Source organism: Arthrobacter sp. AG258 (genome assembly GCF_004364695.1).
In the GTDB taxonomy this organism is placed as follows: domain Bacteria; phylum Actinomycetota; class Actinomycetes; order Actinomycetales; family Micrococcaceae; genus Arthrobacter.
Genome location: NZ_SOBI01000007.1, coordinates 113,406 through 130,610 on the forward strand (window position 1 = coordinate 113,406; position 17,205 = coordinate 130,610).

12 protein-coding genes are annotated in these 17,205 nt (G+C 67.7%); 7 read left to right on the top strand and 5 right to left on the bottom strand.

Annotated features, from left to right (window positions below; translation table 11 throughout):
• Positions 1-282: 282 nt before the first annotated feature.
• On the top strand, positions 283-1,596 hold the full coding sequence (locus DFO47_RS15590) for an RNA polymerase sigma factor (RefSeq protein ID WP_018761085.1): 1,314 nt from the start codon (positions 283-285) through the stop codon (positions 1,594-1,596).
• A gap of 164 nt (positions 1,597-1,760) precedes the next feature.
• Here the strand turns inward: DFO47_RS15590 and DFO47_RS15595 are convergent, their stop codons facing one another.
• Positions 1,761-1,982 (bottom strand): hypothetical protein, encoded by a 222-nt coding sequence (locus DFO47_RS15595; protein ID WP_018761086.1) that lies wholly within the window; start codon positions 1,980-1,982, stop codon positions 1,761-1,763.
• Between the two features lie 255 nt (positions 1,983-2,237).
• Here DFO47_RS15595 and DFO47_RS15600 point away from each other — a divergent pair, with 255 nt between their 5' ends.
• Positions 2,238-4,346, top strand: a complete 2,109-nt coding sequence (locus DFO47_RS15600) for a DNA topoisomerase IV subunit B (RefSeq protein WP_133832238.1) — start codon at positions 2,238-2,240, stop codon at positions 4,344-4,346.
• A gap of 43 nt (positions 4,347-4,389) precedes the next feature.
• On the opposite strand, the gene DFO47_RS15605 is transcribed toward DFO47_RS15600, so the two are convergent.
• Positions 4,390-5,382 (bottom strand): M56 family metallopeptidase, encoded by a 993-nt coding sequence (locus DFO47_RS15605; RefSeq protein ID WP_018761088.1) that lies wholly within the window; start codon positions 5,380-5,382, stop codon positions 4,390-4,392.
• Positions 5,383-5,388: 6 nt separating this feature from the next.
• Positions 5,389-5,772: a BlaI/MecI/CopY family transcriptional regulator gene (locus tag DFO47_RS15610; RefSeq protein ID WP_018761089.1), complete on the bottom strand. Its 384-nt coding sequence runs from the start codon at positions 5,770-5,772 to the stop codon at positions 5,389-5,391.
• Between the two features lie 262 nt (positions 5,773-6,034).
• On the opposite strand from DFO47_RS15610, the gene DFO47_RS15615 reads away from it, so the two are divergent.
• The 3 genes from DFO47_RS15615 to cydD are packed head-to-tail and all read left to right on the top strand — an operon-like array spanning position 6,035 to position 12,190.
• Positions 6,035-7,639 carry a cytochrome ubiquinol oxidase subunit I gene (locus DFO47_RS15615; RefSeq protein ID WP_133832239.1) on the top strand — a complete coding sequence of 535 codons (1,605 nt, stop codon included), beginning with the start codon at positions 6,035-6,037 and terminating at the stop codon, positions 7,637-7,639.
• 44 nt (positions 7,640-7,683) lie between these two features.
• Positions 7,684-8,733, top strand: a complete 1,050-nt coding sequence (cydB, locus tag DFO47_RS15620; protein WP_133832240.1) for a cytochrome d ubiquinol oxidase subunit II — start codon at positions 7,684-7,686, stop codon at positions 8,731-8,733.
• A 1-nt stretch (position 8,734) separates the two neighbouring features.
• Positions 8,735-12,190 (top strand): thiol reductant ABC exporter subunit CydD, encoded by a 3,456-nt coding sequence (gene cydD, locus DFO47_RS15625; RefSeq protein ID WP_133832241.1) that lies wholly within the window; start codon positions 8,735-8,737, stop codon positions 12,188-12,190.
• A 41-nt stretch (positions 12,191-12,231) separates the two neighbouring features.
• On the opposite strand, the gene DFO47_RS15630 is transcribed toward cydD, so the two are convergent.
• A complete protein-coding gene (locus tag DFO47_RS15630; protein WP_018761093.1) occupies positions 12,232-12,750 on the bottom strand; it encodes a DinB family protein in 519 nt (172 codons plus the stop codon).
• Positions 12,751-12,819: 69 nt separating this feature from the next.
• On the opposite strand from DFO47_RS15630, the gene DFO47_RS15635 reads away from it, so the two are divergent.
• Both DFO47_RS15635 and DFO47_RS15640 read left to right on the top strand, forming a co-directional pair.
• On the top strand, positions 12,820-13,806 hold the full coding sequence (locus DFO47_RS15635; protein ID WP_243835501.1) for an ABC transporter ATP-binding protein: 987 nt from the start codon (positions 12,820-12,822) through the stop codon (positions 13,804-13,806).
• Complete coding sequence (locus DFO47_RS15640; protein ID WP_018761095.1) at positions 13,796-14,596, top strand: ABC transporter permease subunit; 801 nt, start codon at positions 13,796-13,798, stop codon at positions 14,594-14,596. Before DFO47_RS15635 ends, DFO47_RS15640 begins: the two co-directional genes overlap by 11 nt.
• A 40-nt stretch (positions 14,597-14,636) precedes the next feature.
• Here DFO47_RS15640 and DFO47_RS15645 read toward each other — a convergent pair whose 3' ends face one another.
• On the bottom strand, positions 14,637-17,150 hold the full coding sequence (locus tag DFO47_RS15645) for a DNA topoisomerase IV subunit A (RefSeq protein WP_133832242.1): 2,514 nt from the start codon (positions 17,148-17,150) through the stop codon (positions 14,637-14,639).
• Positions 17,151-17,205: the final 55 nt, after the last annotated feature.

Below are 17,205 nucleotides of genomic sequence, written 5' to 3' on the forward strand. Positions count from 1 at the left end.
CGACGCCTCTCAGGGGCGACGGAATCGCTGGGGTGGTAATGGATGCCGGCAGGAGAGGCCGGATTCGGCCAAATCATGAGACAATGGATGCCGAGACCCGGTTGGGTCCGTGTATCGAGTGCTTGTAACCGTGCCCGCAAGGGAACATTACAGCCGCTCCGGGAGTTGTCTTAAGTGACTCTGCCGGCCGTGGTGGCGCTTGGTTTCCACCACGGACTTGACAGGGTCATAGTGGTGTTGCCCGTATGGTGATTCCACAGACCACCGCTAGAAAGGTTTTCTGTGACCCCGTCTTCCACGAAGAAGGATTCCGCCGCCCAGGACGTCTTGTCCCCTGAGGAGAAGCAGGCCGCGACCAACGCCAAGCGGGCAGCTACGCGGGCAGCCAACAAGGCTTCGTCCGGTGAGGCTGCAGCGGACGGCAAGCGCGAGCCGAAGAAGCGCGGGCCCAAACCGGGCGCCAAGGCTGCAGCAGAGGCTGCCGGCAAGTCCACCGGTGACGTTGACCCGGACGACGTCGAGGAGGTCGAGGAGGACATCGACGACATCGTCCTCGAAGGCCCCGACGCGGTCGAGGATGCCGACGCCGATCCGGTCAAGGGTGCCGCCGGCAGCGGCAAGGGCTTTGTCTACTCCGACGCCGACGACGACGACGCTCCGGTCCAGCAGGTCATGTCCGCCGGCGCCACCGCCGACCCCGTCAAGGACTACCTGAAGCAGATCGGCAAGGTGGCACTGCTCAACGCCGAGCAGGAAGTCGACCTGGCGCTCCGGATCGAAGCCGGACTGTTCGCCGAAGAAAAGATCGCTGCCGACGGGGACACCATGGACCCGAAGTACAAGCGCGAACTCGAATTCATCATCCACGACGGCAAGCGCGCCAAGAACCACCTCCTGGAGGCCAACCTGCGCCTCGTGGTTTCACTGGCCAAGCGCTACACGGGCCGCGGCATGCTCTTCCTGGACCTCATCCAGGAAGGCAACCTGGGCCTGATCCGTGCGGTGGAGAAGTTCGACTACACCAAGGGCTTCAAGTTCTCCACGTACGCCACCTGGTGGATCCGGCAGGCGATCACCCGCGCCATGGCCGACCAGGCCCGTACCATCCGTATCCCGGTGCACATGGTTGAGGTCATTAACAAGCTGGCCCGTGTCCAGCGCCAGATGCTGCAGGACCTCGGCCGCGAACCCACGCCCGAGGAACTGGCGCTGGAACTGGACATGACCCCGGAAAAGGTTGTCGAGGTCCAGAAATACGGCCGCGAACCAATCTCGCTGCACACTCCCCTGGGTGAGGATGGCGATTCCGAGTTCGGTGACCTGATCGAGGACTCCGAGGCGGTGGTCCCTGCCGACGCAGTGAGCTTCACCCTGCTGCAGGAACAGCTGCACTCGGTACTGGATACCCTCTCCGAGCGCGAAGCAGGCGTCGTTGCCATGCGGTTCGGCCTCACCGACGGGCAGCCGAAGACTTTAGACGAAATCGGCAAGGTCTACGGCGTCACCCGCGAGCGGATCCGGCAGATCGAATCGAAGACGATGTCCAAGCTCCGCCACCCGTCACGGTCGCAGGTGCTGCGCGACTACCTGGACTAGATCTCCAGCGCAAAAAGCCAGGCCGCCCCGACCCCACCCTGCGGTGGGCTCGGGGCGGCCTGGCTTTTTAACCCCCGTGAGGTTCCCCGTAGGGATGGTTAAACGCCGGTGGGACCCATCCATTCGGACAGGTCCCACCGGGTTCGTTGTTACCGATGCCTCATCTAGTCGATCTCGACGGGAGCCTTCTCGTGAAGCTTTCCCGTCTCGTCGTGCCAGTCGGAGCTCAACGGCTTAAGCGTCGCCTCCACTGCACGGGCGTGGTGGCCGCAGAACAGCAGCTCACCGCCGGAGGACTCGAGTACAACCCGGACATATGCCTGAGCTCCGCAACGGTCGCACCGGTCCAGTGCGTTGAGCGTGCGGTCTGCCACTGCTGTTGTCATGTCGGCCTCCTTAGTAGATCAGTACATCTATATAACCAGCATTCGTATCCAATCCATCGCAAGGATGGGGCAAGTTCGCTGTGCGCGTATCCGCAAGGTTGGGTCAAGAATGTCCCACCGACTGCCGGGACCCTGCCCGTGGCGCGCCGCACAGCGGCCGGCGGGTGTGGCAGCAGGCTCCTGTCGCTGCCGCCGACTACCCTAGAGGGAGCGGTTCCAGTGCCGCTCCCACGTCCCTGAAGGAGTTCATCACCAGTGGCACCAAGCTCTGAGTACACCGCCCGGCACCTTTCCGTCCTGGAAGGGCTCGAAGCTGTCCGCAAGCGCCCGGGCATGTACATCGGCTCAACCGACTCGCGCGGCCTTATGCACTGCCTCTGGGAAATCATCGACAACTCGGTGGACGAGGCCCTGGCAGGCTTCGGCCACGACATCCGCATCATCCTTCACGCGGACAATTCCGTCGAAATCCACGACGACGGCCGCGGCATTCCCATCGACAAGGAGCCCAAGACGGGGCTGACCGGCGTCGAGGTGGTATTCACCAAGCTGCACGCAGGCGGCAAGTTCGGCGGTGGCTCCTACACCGCGTCCGGCGGCCTCCACGGCGTTGGCGCCTCAGTGGTCAACGCCCTCTCCTCACGCCTCGACGTTGAGGTGGACCGCGGCGGGAAGACCTACCGGATGTCGTTCCGCCGCGGCGAACCCGGCCGGTTCAAGGACACCGGGTCCAAGCCCGATCCGGCAGCGCCCTTCACGCCGTTCGTCAACGACTCTGTCCTGGACGTCACGGGCAAGGCCAAGCGCGGAGTAACGGGGACCCGCATCCGCTACTGGGCGGACCGGCAGATCTTCACGCCGGACGCGAAGTTCTCCTACGAGGACCTCGCAGCCCGTGCCCGGCAGACCTCGTTCCTGGTTCCCGGGCTCAAGCTCACCGTGCGCGACGAACGCAAGCTCCCGGGAACCCCCGGTGAGGCAGGCCCGCACGAAGAGGTCTTCCACCACGACGGCGGCATCTCGGAGTTCGTCGAATTCCTGGCCGCCGATCCGGCCGTCACCGATGTGTGGCGGCTGCACGGTTCCGGCAAGTTCAAGGAAACCGTCCCTGTCCTGGACGAACGGGGCCACAGCCAGCTGGCGGAGGTCGAACGGGACTGCGAAGTGGACGTGGCCCTGCGCTGGGGCATTGGTTACGACAGCACCGTCCGCAGCTTCGTGAACATCATTGCCACCCCGAAAGGCGGCACCCACCAGTCCGGTTTCGAGCAAGCCCTGGTCAAGACGTTCCGCAAAGCCGTGGAAACCAATGCCCGCAAGCTCAAGGCGGGCAACGACAAGATCGACAAGGACGACATCTTCGCCGGCCTGACCGCAGTCCTGACCGTCCGGCTCGCCGAGCCGCAGTTCGAGGGGCAAACCAAGGAGATCCTGGGCACCAGCGCCGTCCGCGCCATCGTGGCGCGGGTGGTGGAACGGGAGATCACCGCCAAGCTCACCTCCAGCAACCGGAACGACAAAGCGCAGTCGGCCCTGCTGCTGGAAAAGATCGTCAACGAGATGAAGTCCCGCATCTCGGCCCGCGTGCACAAGGAGACGCAGCGGCGCAAGAATGCCCTGGAAACGTCCTCGATGCCCACCAAGCTCGCTGACTGCCGCACGGACGACGTCGAACGCTCCGAACTCTTTATCGTGGAAGGCGACTCCGCCCTCGGCACCGCCAAGCTGGCCCGCTCGTCCGATTTCCAGGCCCTGCTGCCCATCCGCGGCAAGATCCTGAACGTGCAGAAGGCATCGGTGGGGGACATGCTCTCCAACGCCGAATGCGCGGCCCTCATCCAGGTGGTGGGCGCCGGCTCCGGCCGCAGCTTTGACATCAGCGCTGCCCGGTACGGCAAGGTCATCCTCATGACGGACGCCGACGTGGACGGCGCCCACATCCGGACCCTGCTGCTGACCCTGTTCTTCCGCTACATGCGGCCCATGATCCTCGAAGGCCGGGTCTTCGCGGCGGTTCCCCCGCTGCACCGGGTGGAGGTTATCAACGCCGGCCAGAAGGCCAACGAGATGATCTACACCTACTCCGAAGCCGAGCTCCACGTGCTGCTGGCGCGCCTGGCCAAGGAGGGGAAGCGGTACAAGGAACCCATCCAGCGGTACAAGGGCTTGGGGGAGATGGACGCCGAGCAACTGGCCGAGACCACCATGGACCCACGCCACCGGACCCTTCGGAAGGTGGGCATCGAGAATGCCCAGCAGGCGGAGGAGATCTTCGACCTCCTGATGGGTTCGGATGTCTCCCCGCGCAAGGACTTCATCATCGCCGGGGCGTCCAGCCTTGACCGGGAGCGCATCGACGCCTGAGGGTGCCGGCCTTCGACAGGTCAACCACCGCGGCGGTGGCAGGTCAGCCGAGCAGCCCCGGAACCACGAGCAAAGCGGTTGGCAGCGCGAGCAGCAGGATGCAGCCGGCCAGGACGGCACTGCGGGCCGCGGCCGGCAGTTGGGGCTGGGGTGTCAGCAGGCGGCTGACCCTGGACGCTGCAGTCCGGACCGCGTCCGAGCCCGGTCCCATGGAGGCCGCCTCCAGCCCTGACAGCGCCAGGCTGGGTGAGGACGGCCGGATGCCACCAGCTTCGGGGTTCGCTGCCGAGCCGCTGGCGACGATGGCGATGGCCTTGATCAGGGTCGCCTTGCTCTCGGTCCGCAGGGCGACGTCGTCAGCCAGCATCTCGATGAGTGAGTTGACCGATTCCTGGGCAAGGCGGGTGGTGGGCAGCCAGGGCAGCGCCTGCCGCCAGGCGGCAAACGCCCAGAGCAGCAGGTGGTGCCGTTGGCTCAGGTGGGCGTTCTCATGGATGAGGACGGCGCGGAGTTCAGCCGGCTCGAGGGCGGCCATCAGGCCGTCCGACAGGACGGTCACAGAGCGGGCCCCACCCGGCAGGCAGTAGGCCACCGGGGAATCATGGCTGATGACCAGGGTTCCGGTGTCCTGTCCGGACGGTGAGGCCAGCAGGGCCAGGAGTTCACGGTGCCGCCGCCGCTGCCGCTGGATCTTGTAGTAGGTGAGCAGCAGGGTGAAGACCAGGTGAGCGGTCAGCAGGGCCGCGGCGGACAGGGCGAAGATGTGCCAGAACCCCAATGCCGTGGTGGGAGCGCTGAAAAGCACCATGCCGGCGAGGGCCCGAAGGCCGGCCACCAGGTTGTCGCCAATCGGCTCCAGGCCATAGACCAGCATGGCGCCGATCATGGACAAGCCACCTGCGAGGGCGATCGCCTGCCAGAGCAGCATCGCGGTGAAGGGCGACCTGGCCGGCCATTGTGCCTTCGAAAGGAGGATCGGCACCGGCCACGCAAGGACTATCGCAAGGACCGCCAGCAGGTACGAGGCCCAGAACATGGTTTGCTAGAGGTGGCCAAGCAGTTTGCGCAGCGTAGCGGCTTCACCTTCGGAGACCGATCCTATGAAGCGGGCGAGGACTGCCTCGCGGTCGGGTGCTGACCCGAGGACCTCATGCATGAGTTCGGCAGTGTGGTCGGCGCGGCTGGAAACAGCCTGGTAGCGGTGCGGGCGGGTGCCGCGTTCGCGTTCCACCAGCCCTTTTTTCTCCAGCCGGGAGAGCACGGTAAGTACAGTCGTGACAGCCAGTTCCTTGCCCTCGTGGCCCGCCCCGCCCTGTGCAGCCGACGAGCGCGCCAACTGGTCCCTCAGGGTGTTGGCCGTAGCCGCTTCCTGGCCCGCCCAGAGCAGGTCCATGACCGCCCGTTCCAGTTCACCAAGACTAGCCATTTCACTTTTCCTTTATTTCCCCGCACCGTGCGCTTTTCGCTGCGCCGATGACGTCACGCGGCTGTTCAACTACAGAACTAAATTTACCCCGAAACCCTGCTTCTTTCTACATATGGTAGAACATCTGGCGTGGCGGGCCGGGACGCGCCATCCTAGGGGTGTGGCGGATGGTTTTTTGCAGCCACCGACAATGTTCTACACTGTGTAGAAGTTAGAGTTCTACGAAGCGTAGAAAACTGCACTGCTAACAGTAGGGACTGCCATGGACGCCTTGGAAATCGCACGCTGGCAATTCGGTATCACCACCGTCTACCACTTCATGATGGTGCCGCTGACCATCGGCCTGGGCCTCGTGGTAGCGGTGATCCAGACCGCTTGGTACCGCACCGGCAAGCCGGAATACCTGCGGATGACCAAGTTCTGGGGGAAGCTGTTCCTCATCAACTTCATCATGGGCGTCGCCACCGGCATCGTGCAGGAGTTCCAGTTCGGCATGGCCTGGAGTGAGTACAGCCGGTTCGTGGGCGATGTCTTTGGCGCCCCGCTGGCGCTGGAAGCCCTCCTGGCCTTCTTCGTGGAGTCCACCTTCCTGGGCCTGTGGATCTTCGGCTGGAAACAGCTCAAGCCGGCCATCCACCTCGCCTGCCTCTGGGTGGCCGTCATCGGCTCAGCCCTCTCTGCCTACTTCATCATCGTGGCCAACAGCTGGATGCAGCACCCGGTGGGCGTGGAAATGGTGAACGGCCGGCCCGTGATGACCGACGCCTGGGCAGTCTTCACCAACAACACTGCCCTGGTGGCCGTCCCGCACACCCTGTTCGGCGCCCTCGCCGTAGCCGGCGGCTTCCTCCTCGGCATCGCCTGGTACCACCTGTGGCGGAGGCGGCACGACGGCGTCGACACCGTGGGTGCCGACGGCCGGGCCATCCCCGGTGAGGACGCCCGCATCCCCGGCCGGGACCGCGCCGACTACAGCGTGTGGATCCGGTCCCTGCGCATCGGCGCCGTGGTGGCCATGATCTCGTTCGCAGGCACAGCGGTCACCGGTGACCTCCAGGGCAAGCTTATGTTCCAGCAGCAGCCCATGAAGATGGCCGCCGCCGAAGCTGCCTGCCACGACGGCACGGGCTTCTCCGTCCTGAGCGTCGGCAACGTGGGATCGAAGAACTGCGACGACGTCGTGGCAGTCATCGAGGTCCCCGGCATCCTGTCCTTCCTGGCCAAGGGTGACTTCACCACCGAGGTGAAGGGCGTCAACAGCCTGCTGCCCGAGTACAAGGAGAAATACGGAACCAACCTGCCGGACAACCCGATTTACGGTGACCGCGCCGGCCAGGAGATCCAGTACGTACCCGTCATGGAAGTCACGTACTGGGGCTTCCGGATGATGATCGGCTTTGGCGGCCTTGCCGCCCTGGCCGCGCTGGTGGCACTCTGGATCACCCGCAAGGGGACGGTACCGGAATCCCGCTGGCTGATGCGCCTGGCAGTGTTCGGCATCCTGGCACCCTTCGGCGCCAACGCCGCCGGCTGGATCTTCACCGAAATGGGCCGCCAGCCGTTCGTTGTGGCCCCCAACCCGGACCCCAGCGGCATCGACCAGGTGTTCATGTTCACCGCCGCCGCCGTTTCCCCCGGGGTCTCCGCGGGCGAGCTGATCGCTTCCCTGGTGGCACTGACCGCCGTCTACGCCGTCCTGCTGGTGGTGGAAGTGAAACTGCTGGTGAAGTACATCCGCGGCGGCGTGGTCTCCGCGATGCCCGAACTTGCCCACGCACCGGCCGATGAGAATGAGGACCGGACCCCGGGCGACGGCGGCACCGGGGAAGCCAGGGCCGCCGACGACGTCCTGGCCTTCGCCTACTAGCCGCACCGGACCCAACAGGCTCCAACGAGCAGAGGAAACGAACAATGGAACTGCTTCCCACCATCTGGTTCATCGCCATCGCGGTGCTCTGGACCGGCTACCTCTTCCTGGAGGGCTTCGACCTGGGCGTCGGGATGCTGATGAAGATCTTCGCCCGCAACGACACCGAGCGCCGGGTGCTCCTGAACACCGTCGGACCCGTATGGGACGGCAACGAGGTGTGGCTGCTGACCGCCGGCGGCGCAACGTTCGCGGCCTTCCCGCTCTGGTACGCCTCCCTGTTCTCCGCGCTCTACCTGCCGCTCCTGGTGGTTTTGTTGGGCCTGATCTTCCGTGCCGTGGCCTTCGAATACCGAGGCAAGGTGGATACCGACAGCTGGCGGAACCGCTGGGACTGGGCCATTGCCTTGGGCTCCTTCTTCGCGGCCTTCGGCGTTGGAGCCGCCCTGGCCCTGACCACCACCGGCCTGCCGCTGAACGCCAACGGCGACCGGGAAGGTGGCCCCTTGGCATGGTTCAGCGGCTACGCCCTGCTGGGGGGTGCGGCCGTGGTGGGATTCTCCCTGCTGCACGCCCTGGCCTTCCTGGCCCTGAAGACCGACGGCGACGTGCGGCACCGTGCGCGCCGGTGGTTCGTGCGGCTCCTGCCTGTCCTGCTCCTGCCGATTGCCGCATGGGCCCTTGCCATCCAGTTCATGGACGGCAAGCCCTGGACCTGGGCCGCCGTCGTCCTCGCCGTGGGCGCTGCCGCAACGGCCTGGCTGCTGGCCCGGAAGGGCTCCGAGGGACGGGCATTCCTCGCATTGGGCGCCTTCCTGGTGCTGGGCACCACTGCCATCTTCGGGGCGGTGTTTCCGGTGGTGCTGCCTTCCACGCTGGACAGTGCCTTTGACCTGACCATCTCCAACGCCTCCTCCTCGGATTACACCCTGGGCCTGATGAGCATCGTCGCAGCCGTTGGCCTTCCCCTGGTGATCGCGTACCAGGCCTGGACCTACTGGGTGTTCCGCCGCCGCGTCAGCGCCGCCCACATCCCGGAAGCCCACAGCTTCCTGCCGGCCGTGGCCGCCAAGGCGTTCACCATCAAGGGCTGACGTGCGGCCAACGTTCCCCGCAGGCCCGTCCACCCGGTCAGCGATCTACTGGCTGGGGGTCCTGGCGGCGCTCAAGGCACTCTCGCTCGTCCTGATCGGCCAGGCGGTGGCAGCCGTCCTGGCCGGACTGGTGGCCGGCAACCCCGCGTGGGGAACCCACATCACCGCCGGACTTGCCGGCGTGGTGCTAAGGTCCCTGACCGTCTGGGGACAGGCCGTCGCGGCCCGCCGCGCCGCCCTGGGGGTCAAGGAGGAGCTGCGCGCCGGGCTGCTGGAGCATGCCCTCCGCACCGGCGTCCGCGGATCCGGGCCCGGCGACGGAGGCCTGGCGGTGCTGGCAACCCGCGGACTGGACGCACTGGACAACTACTACACCCAGTTCCTGCCCGCCCTGGTCAACTGCGCGGCCATCCCGCTGCTCCTGGGGGCGCGGATCCTCTTCGCGGACTGGGTGAGCGCCGTGGTCATCGTCCTCACGGTCCCGCTGATCCCGGTCTTCATGGTGCTGATAGGCCGCTACACCGAGGACAGCGTGCGCCAGGCCCAGGCGTCGCTGGCACGGTTGTCAGCGCACATGCTCGAACTCGCCAAGGGCTTGCCGGTCCTGGTGGGCCTGGGCCGTGCCACCGCGCAGCGCAAAGCCCTGGAAGAGATTTCCGAGGAATACCGCTCCCGCACGATGGGCACCCTTCGCACCGCATTCCTCTCCGCGCTGGCCCTGGAACTCATCGCCACCATCTCGGTGGCAGTGGTGGCGGTCTTCATTGGCGTCCGCCTGGTCCACGGGGACATGCCGCTGGAGGCAGGCCTGCTGGCGCTGCTCCTGGCACCGGACTGCTACCTCCCGCTCCGGGAGTTGGGCACCGCCCACCACGCCAGTGACGATGGCCGCGTGGCTTTGGCGGAAGCGGCAGCGGTGACCGGCGCCCCCGAGGCGGCACCGCTGCCCGCCGCCAAAGCCGGCCGGCCGGGCGCCCCCCTCGAAGTGACCGGCCTGACGGTGCGCTATGCCGGGCGGTCCGGGACCGCCGTCGGGCCCCTCACCTTCACCGCGCCGCTGGACAGGATCACCGCCCTTGACGGCCCCAGCGGTGCGGGCAAAAGCACCATCCTCGGCGTCCTGGCCGGGACAGTCGGCGCGGGCAACGGCACCAGTATTTCGGGCTCGATCAGGGGACTGGACCGCGCTGCCATTGCCTGGGTGCCGCAACACCCCGTCATGGTGGCCCCGACGGTCCTGGACGAGGTGCTGCTGTACCTGATACGGGACCCGGGCCACGGCCCGGACCGGTTCGCCGCCGAAGATGCCGCCCGGAGCTGCCTCGAGCGGGCAGGCGCCGGCCACCTGGCGGCCAAACACCAGGCGGAGCTGAGCCCCGGGGAACTGCGCCGGGTGGCGCTGGCCCGCGGACTGGCCAGGATTGATGCCGGGGCGTCGATCCTGCTGCTCGATGAACCCACCGCGCACCTGGACGACGCGTCCGCCGCCGTCGTCGAAGATGCCATCCGCCGACTCCGCGGCCAGGTGACCGTGATCCTGGTGGCCCACAACCACCGCACCCGGCACCTTGCGGACCAGCTGGTTCCGGTGGCAGGTCCCGGGCAGGCCGTGGAACCGCACGAGCCCCCGCATGCCCCGGTCCTGGCCGCTTACGCCGGCACGGGCAATCCGCCGTCCGAAGACCCCTCATCCCTTGATGCCGCGTCGAGCGCACCCGGCACTGACCGCAGCGGCACCAACCGTACTGCCCGGTCCACCTCGGGCGCGGCTGGACTCCTCGCGGCGCTCCTGGAACCGGTGCGCGGCAAATTTGCGGCCGCAGCCGTGGTGGGCACCTTGGCGGCCATCTTCGCCGTCGCCTTGTCGGGCCTCTCTGGGTGGCTCATCATCCGGGCCAGCGAACAGCCGCCCATCCTCTACCTGCTGACCGCTATTGTGGGCGTCCGGTTCTTTGGCATCGGCCGCGCGGTGCTCCGCTACTGGGAACGGCTGCTGCTCCACGATGCCGTCTTCGCCGCCCTCACCCGCCTGCGCGGCAGGCTCTGGGAATCCCTCAGCCGGAGGGCCCTGTCGCTGCGCCGGCTCCTGCAGGGCGGCAACGTGCTGGGAACGGTGATTGACGACGTCGACACCATCCGCGACCTCCTGCCACGCGTGGTCCTGCCGCCCGTCACGGCGGTCGCAGTGTCCGCCCTGGCCCTGGCTGCCACGGAAATCCTGGTGCCCGCCGCGCTGCCGGCGGTGATCGGCGCAGCTGCCGGTGGCCTGTTGCTCGCGCCGGCGGCCGCCCTGTGGGGGGACCGGCGGTCGGCCACTGCCGAGCAGTCCCTGCGCTCCGGTGTGCTGCGGCGGACAGCGGCGGCGCTGGACGCCCGGGCAGACCTGCACGCGAACGGCCTGGCAGCACCCGTGCTCGAGTCGCTCCGGGCCGAGGACCGGGATGCGACGGACGCCTCGCGGCGCTCCGCCTGGGCGGACGGGCTGGGACACGCCATTGCCACCATCGGATGCGGGGCCGCGGCCCTGGCCGCTGCCTGGCTTGCCGGCCACGACGTACTGGCTGCCCGGGTTGCCCCGGCCACGGCAGCCGTGGTGGTGCTGCTTCTGCTCGCGCTCGTGGAACCCTACGCAGCCATGACGACGGCGGTGCGCCAGTTCCCTGCCCTGCGTGAGGTCCTGCAGCGGGTGGGGGAGTCCGGGGCCCTGGACGGCGGTCCGTCCGGCAGCGGCACGGGCGTAGCCTCTCCGGACGGGGATACCTCCGGGCTGCACGCTCTCACGGCCCGCGACGGCGGCGCCCCGGGCATAGCGCTGACGGAGCTGGCCGCAGCATGGCCGGATGGGCCCCCGGTCTTCACGGGGCTGGATGCCGTGGCGGAGCCCGGCCGCTGGCTGGTAGTCACCGGGCCGTCCGGTTCGGGGAAATCAACCCTGCTCTCCGTCCTGCTCGGCTTCCTGGCGCCGGCGGCGGGCCGGGCCCAGGTGTCCGGCCGCGCGGCCTGGTGCCCGCAGGAGGCCCACCTCTTCGATTCCACCATCCGGGGCAACCTGCTGCTGGGGCGTGCCGCCGGAACTGGTGGGCCGCCGGTTTCCGATGATGACCTGGGCGCGGTGCTGGCCGCCGTGGGACTTGACGGGCTGGTGGAGAGGCTGCCTGCCGGCCTGGATACCAGGATCGGCCCCGGCGGCGCCTTCCTCAGCGGTGGCGAACGGCAGCGCCTGGCCGTGGCGCGGACTCTGCTGACCGGCGCGGACGTGATCCTGCTGGACGAACCCACCGCCCACCTGGATGCGGAAGCTGCCGCAGCCATGCTGGCGGACCTTCGCAGGGGGCTGCGGGACCGTACCGTGGTCCTGGTAACCCACAACGGGGCGGATATCGCCGGGACGGATGCCCGGCTGGAACTTCCGGCCGTGTCAGGCGTGCCCGGGGACCGCGTGGCAGCGTCGCGCTGAGCCTGCTGCCCGCGCCGCTGCTAGCTCGGCTGCCCGCGCTGCTAGCCGTCGACGTCGTGCAGGTGGTGGACGACGTCGTGCAGGAAGTATTGGGCCAGGGTCAGGACCGTGAATTCGGATCCATTGCTGCGCAGGCCCTTCCGTGCCCAGTCTTCTTCGCGGACACCGGCGAAGGCATCCGCGGCCTGGTGCCCTTCGGCGGCCAGTTCGGCGCTCACCTCGGCTGGATCGGAATTGGCGTAGTCCTTTTCCTCCGCGGTCAGGTCCTGGTCCCAGTTCTCGAAGCGGGCGCCGTCCTCGGCGAGCATCAGGTTGAGCCGGTGGTCGAAGAGGCTGAAGACGTCCCGTACATGGCAGGCATACTCCAGTGCGGACCACGTCCGGTCGTCCGGGCGCTCGGCCGCATCCGGCCGGCGCAGGACGGCCCGCCACCGGGGCAGCATGCTTTCGATGATGCCGGGAACGGTTGCCGGGGTCGCGGTGGAAGCGTCGAAGGAACATTCCGGGCAGGTGCGGGACAGGACCCAGGTCCAGTCCTTTTCATCAGGAACGATAGGCATGAGAGCAGTCTAGGGGGTCCGGGCCGAAAGACTCTGGGACGCCAGGGGACGCCTGCCTAGCCTTGCAGCATGAGTGCGGATGGCCGCCGGGATGCGGGAGCACCAGTGGATGCGGACAGCATGGTGCAGCTGTCCGGCCTGACCAAGCGGTTCGGCCGGAACACAGCGCTCGACGACGTGACCCTCACCATCGGGCCGGGAGAGGTCTTCGGGTACCTGGGCCCCAACGGGGCGGGCAAGACCACCACCATCCGGCTCCTGATGGGCATGCTGCGGCCCACGTCCGGCACAGCGGCGGTGCTGGGGTTGGACGCCTGGCGGCAGGCCCGGGACGTCCACCGGCTGGTGGGCTATGTACCGGGAGAGCCGGCGCTCTACGACCGCCTGACCGGCCACCAGCATGTGGCGTACTGCGCCCACCTGCGGAACCGGGACGATGCCCCGCGCGCCGCCGAGCTGGCGGACCGGCTCGACCTGGACCTGAACCGGCAGGCCCGCACCCTCTCGCGCGGAAACCGGCAGAAGCTTGCCGTTGTCCTCGCGGTGATGTCCAGTCCACGGCTGCTGGTGCTGGACGAGCCCACCAGCGGGATCGACCCCCTGGTGCAGCAGGTATTCCACTCGATCCTCCGCGAGCACACGGCCGGCGGCGGGTCCGCGCTCTTCTCCTCGCACGTCCTGGGGGAGGTGGAACGCGTCGCGGACAGGATCGGAGTGGTCCGGGCGGGGAAGCTCGTGGCGGTGGAGCGGCTGCAGGATCTCGCTGCGCGGTCCCTGCACCGGGTGCGGGCCCGGTTCACCACCACGGTGTCCGCGGCAGGGTTCGCGGGTGTCCCGGGCGTACGGGACCTGACGGTGGATGGCCGCTCGCTCAGCTGCAACGCCCCGCAGTCGGCCCTGGATGCACTCCTGAAGCTGGTGAGCGCCCGGGACGTGGAGGACTTTGAGTGCTCCGAGGCTCCGCTGGAGGAAACCTTCCTGACCTACTACGGCTCGGACCAGGGCGGCGCCGATGCCCTGGACACAGCGGGGACAGGGCCGCGCCATGCTGGCTAACGTCCTGGTGAAAACGCTCCGCGACCAAAGCAGGACGCTGCTGGCCTGGGCCGTCTCCCTGGCCCTGATCGTCGCCATGTACGCTGCTGTGTGGCCGGCGGTCCAGTCCCAACCGTCCATCAGCGGCTTCATCGACCAGATGCCCGAGGCGTTTCGCTCCTTGTTCGCCACCTCCAGCGCGGATATGTCCACCCCCACGGGATACATCCAAGTGGAGCTGATGTCCTTCATGGGACCCATCGCCGTCTTGATCTACGCCGTCAGCGCCGGCGCGGGCGCCATCGGCGGGGAAGAGGACCGGCACACCATGGACCTGCTGCTCTCCAACCCGGTGGGCCGCGGCAGGGTGGTAGTGGACAAGTTCGCGGCCATGGCCCTGGGCACCTTCCTGCTGGCCGCCGTCATGGGCGTTTCGCTGGTGCTGGAGGGCCGCCTGGTGGATATGGTCCTGCCGGCCGACAAAGTGGCCGCCGCCATGCTGCACCTGGCCTTGCTGGGTGTTGTCTTTGGCAGCCTTGCCCTGGCGCTGTCGGCCGGCACCGGACGGACCGGGCTCAGCCGCGGCATACCCGCCGTCCTGGCGGTGCTCGCCTACATCGTCAACGCGCTCGCCCCGCTGGTGGATGCCTTCGACCGGATCCACCAGGTGTCACCGTTCTTCCAGTACATCGGCCACGATCCGCTGCGGCAGGGCACCGCCTGGGACAGCGTCCTGGTGTCGGCAGCCACCATCGCCGTGCTCGTGGCGCTCGCCGTCGCCGGTTTCCGCCGCCGTGACGTGGCCGGGTAACCCCCGGGCTGAACGCCGGGTGGGTCCCCGGCAACGGCTGCTAGTCTCCGGCGGCCGGTTCCGGCTCCCACGCCATGGCAGGTCCCACGACCTCCACAGCCTGGGACAGGGGGACACCCGAGCCGTCGCGCCGGCCATGCTCCTGCGGTAGTGACCGTGCCACGCCGGCCGCGGACGACGCCTTGGCCGGCCCATGTCCTGCCCAGCCCAGCAGGAGCGTGTCCTCGCCCTTCAGGAACCGGTGTGCCCGGACGCCCGCGGTGGCGCGTCCCTTGGCAGGATATTCATCGAAGGCGGTGACCTTGGCGGTCCCGGGCGCAGTGCCGGGAAGGGCGCCGTTGGTCCCCGCGATGGTGACCACGACGGCGGCGGCATCGTTCGGCTGGACCGCGCCGAAGAAGATCACCTGGTCACCCGCAGCCAGTTTGATGCCGGCCATGCCACCTGCGGTGCGCCCCTGGGGGCGGACGACGGCGGCGGGGAACTTCAGCAGTTGTGCCTGCCTGGTCACGAAGACCAGCTCGGCCTCATCCGTGCCGGCGGGAGCCACACCCACCACGAAATCCTTGTCCTTGAGGGTGATGACTTCCCAGTCTTCGCGGTTCAGCGGGTAGTCCGGCTGCACGCGCTTCACCACGCCTTGGGCGGTGCCGATGGCCAGGACCTCATCCAACCGGACGAATGCCACCAGGGACTCACCCTTGACCAGGGTGAGGAATTCCTTGGCCGGCACGCCGCCGGCCAGGTTGGGCAGCCCGGATACCGGCGGCAGGACGGGCATGTCCATGACCTGCAGCCGGAGCATGCGGCCCAGCGAGGTAACGGCCGCGATCTCGCCGCGTGCCGACGTCTTGACCACCGATGCGTACACGTCGTGCTTGTTCCGGGGCCCTGCTTCGGCGAGGGGCTCCTGGTTGCTGGTCCGCGCCACCTGCCCTGATGCGGTGAGGATCGCCCAGCAGGGGTCGTCGGGGATTTCCAGCGCCAGCGGGGCTGCCTTGCCCTTCCCCGGGGCCGCTGCGAGCTCGGCGGCGACGGTGGGGGACACGGCCTCGGATTCCAGCAGCACCGTCCGGCGCGGGGTGCCGTGTTCCTCGGCGATCGCGCCGAGTTCGTCGGAAACCACCGTGCGGAGCAGTTCCTCGGAGTCCAGGATGGCCTGCAGTTCCGCGATCTCGCGGCGGAGCTCGTCCTGCTCCTTTTCAAGCTCGATCCGGGAGTACTTGGTCAGCTGGCGGAGGCGCAGTTCCAGGATGTAGTTGGCCTGGACCTCGGTGAGGTCATAGATGGACATCAGCCGTTCGCGGGCGGCGGCGGCCTCGTCCGAGGACCTGATGATCTGGATGACTTCATCGATGTCCACAATGGCGATAAGCAGGCCCTCCACCAAGTGCAGGCGGTCCTTCTTCTTGCCCAGCCGGAAGACGGTGCGGCGGCGCACCACGTTGATGCGGTGGTTGACGTAGACCGAGAGGAGGTCCACCAGGCCCAGGGTTTGCGGCTGGCCGTCCACCAGGGTGACGTTGTTTATGCCGAAGGAGTCCTCCATCGGCGTGTAGCGGTACAGCTGCTGCAGGACGGCGTTGGGGTTGAAGCCGTTCTTCAGTTCGATGACCAGCCGCAGCCCATGTTTGCGGTCCGTGAGATCCACGATGTCGCTGATGCCGGTCAGCTTCTTGGCGTTGACCGCGTCCTTGATCTTCTCGATGACCTTTTCCGGGCCCACCATGTACGGCAGTTCGGTGACCACCAGGCCGGTGCGGCGTGCCGTGAGCTGCTCGATCTCCACCTTGGCCCGCGTCTTGAAGGAGCCGCGGCCGGTGGCGTACGCGTCCCGGATGCCGTCCAGGCCCACGATCCTGCCGCCGCTTGGCAGGTCAGGGCCCGGCACGAACCGCATGAGGTCCTCCAGCGTGGCGTCCGGGTGGGCGATCAGGTGCCGGGCGGCCGCGATCACTTCCACCAGGTTGTGCGGGGCCATGTTGGTGGCCATGCCGACGGCGATGCCGGTGGCCCCGTTCACCAGCAGGTTGGGGAAGGCTGCCGGCAGGACGTCCGGCTGCGTCAACTGGTTGTCGTAGTTCGGGACGAAGTCCACCACGTCTTCATCGAGGTGGTTGGTGAGTGTGAGGGCCGCCGCCGCCATCCGTGCCTCGGTGTACCGCGGCGCGGCCGGACCGTCGTCGAGCGAGCCGAAGTTGCCGTGCCCGTCAATCAGCGGCAGCCGCAAGGAGAAGTCCTGGGCCATGCGCACCATGGCGTCATAGATGGCTGCGTCCCCGTGCGGGTGCAGCTTGCCCATCACCTCGCCCACCACGCGGGCACTTTTGACGTGGCCGCGGTCCGGGCGCAGGCCCATGTCGCTCATCATGTACAGGATGCGGCGCTGCACCGGCTTGAGCCCGTCGCGGGCGTCCGGGAGTGCCCTGGAGTAGATCACCGAGTACGCGTACTCCAGGAAGGAGCCCTGCATTTCGGACGTGACATCGATATCGACGATGTTCTCCGTGTAGGTGTCTTCCACGATGGGTTTTGAACTTTGGCGGCGGGCCATGGGGTTTGGTGGATCCTTCTGGGGGTGCTTGCAGCTTTTCGGGCATGCTGCGGGA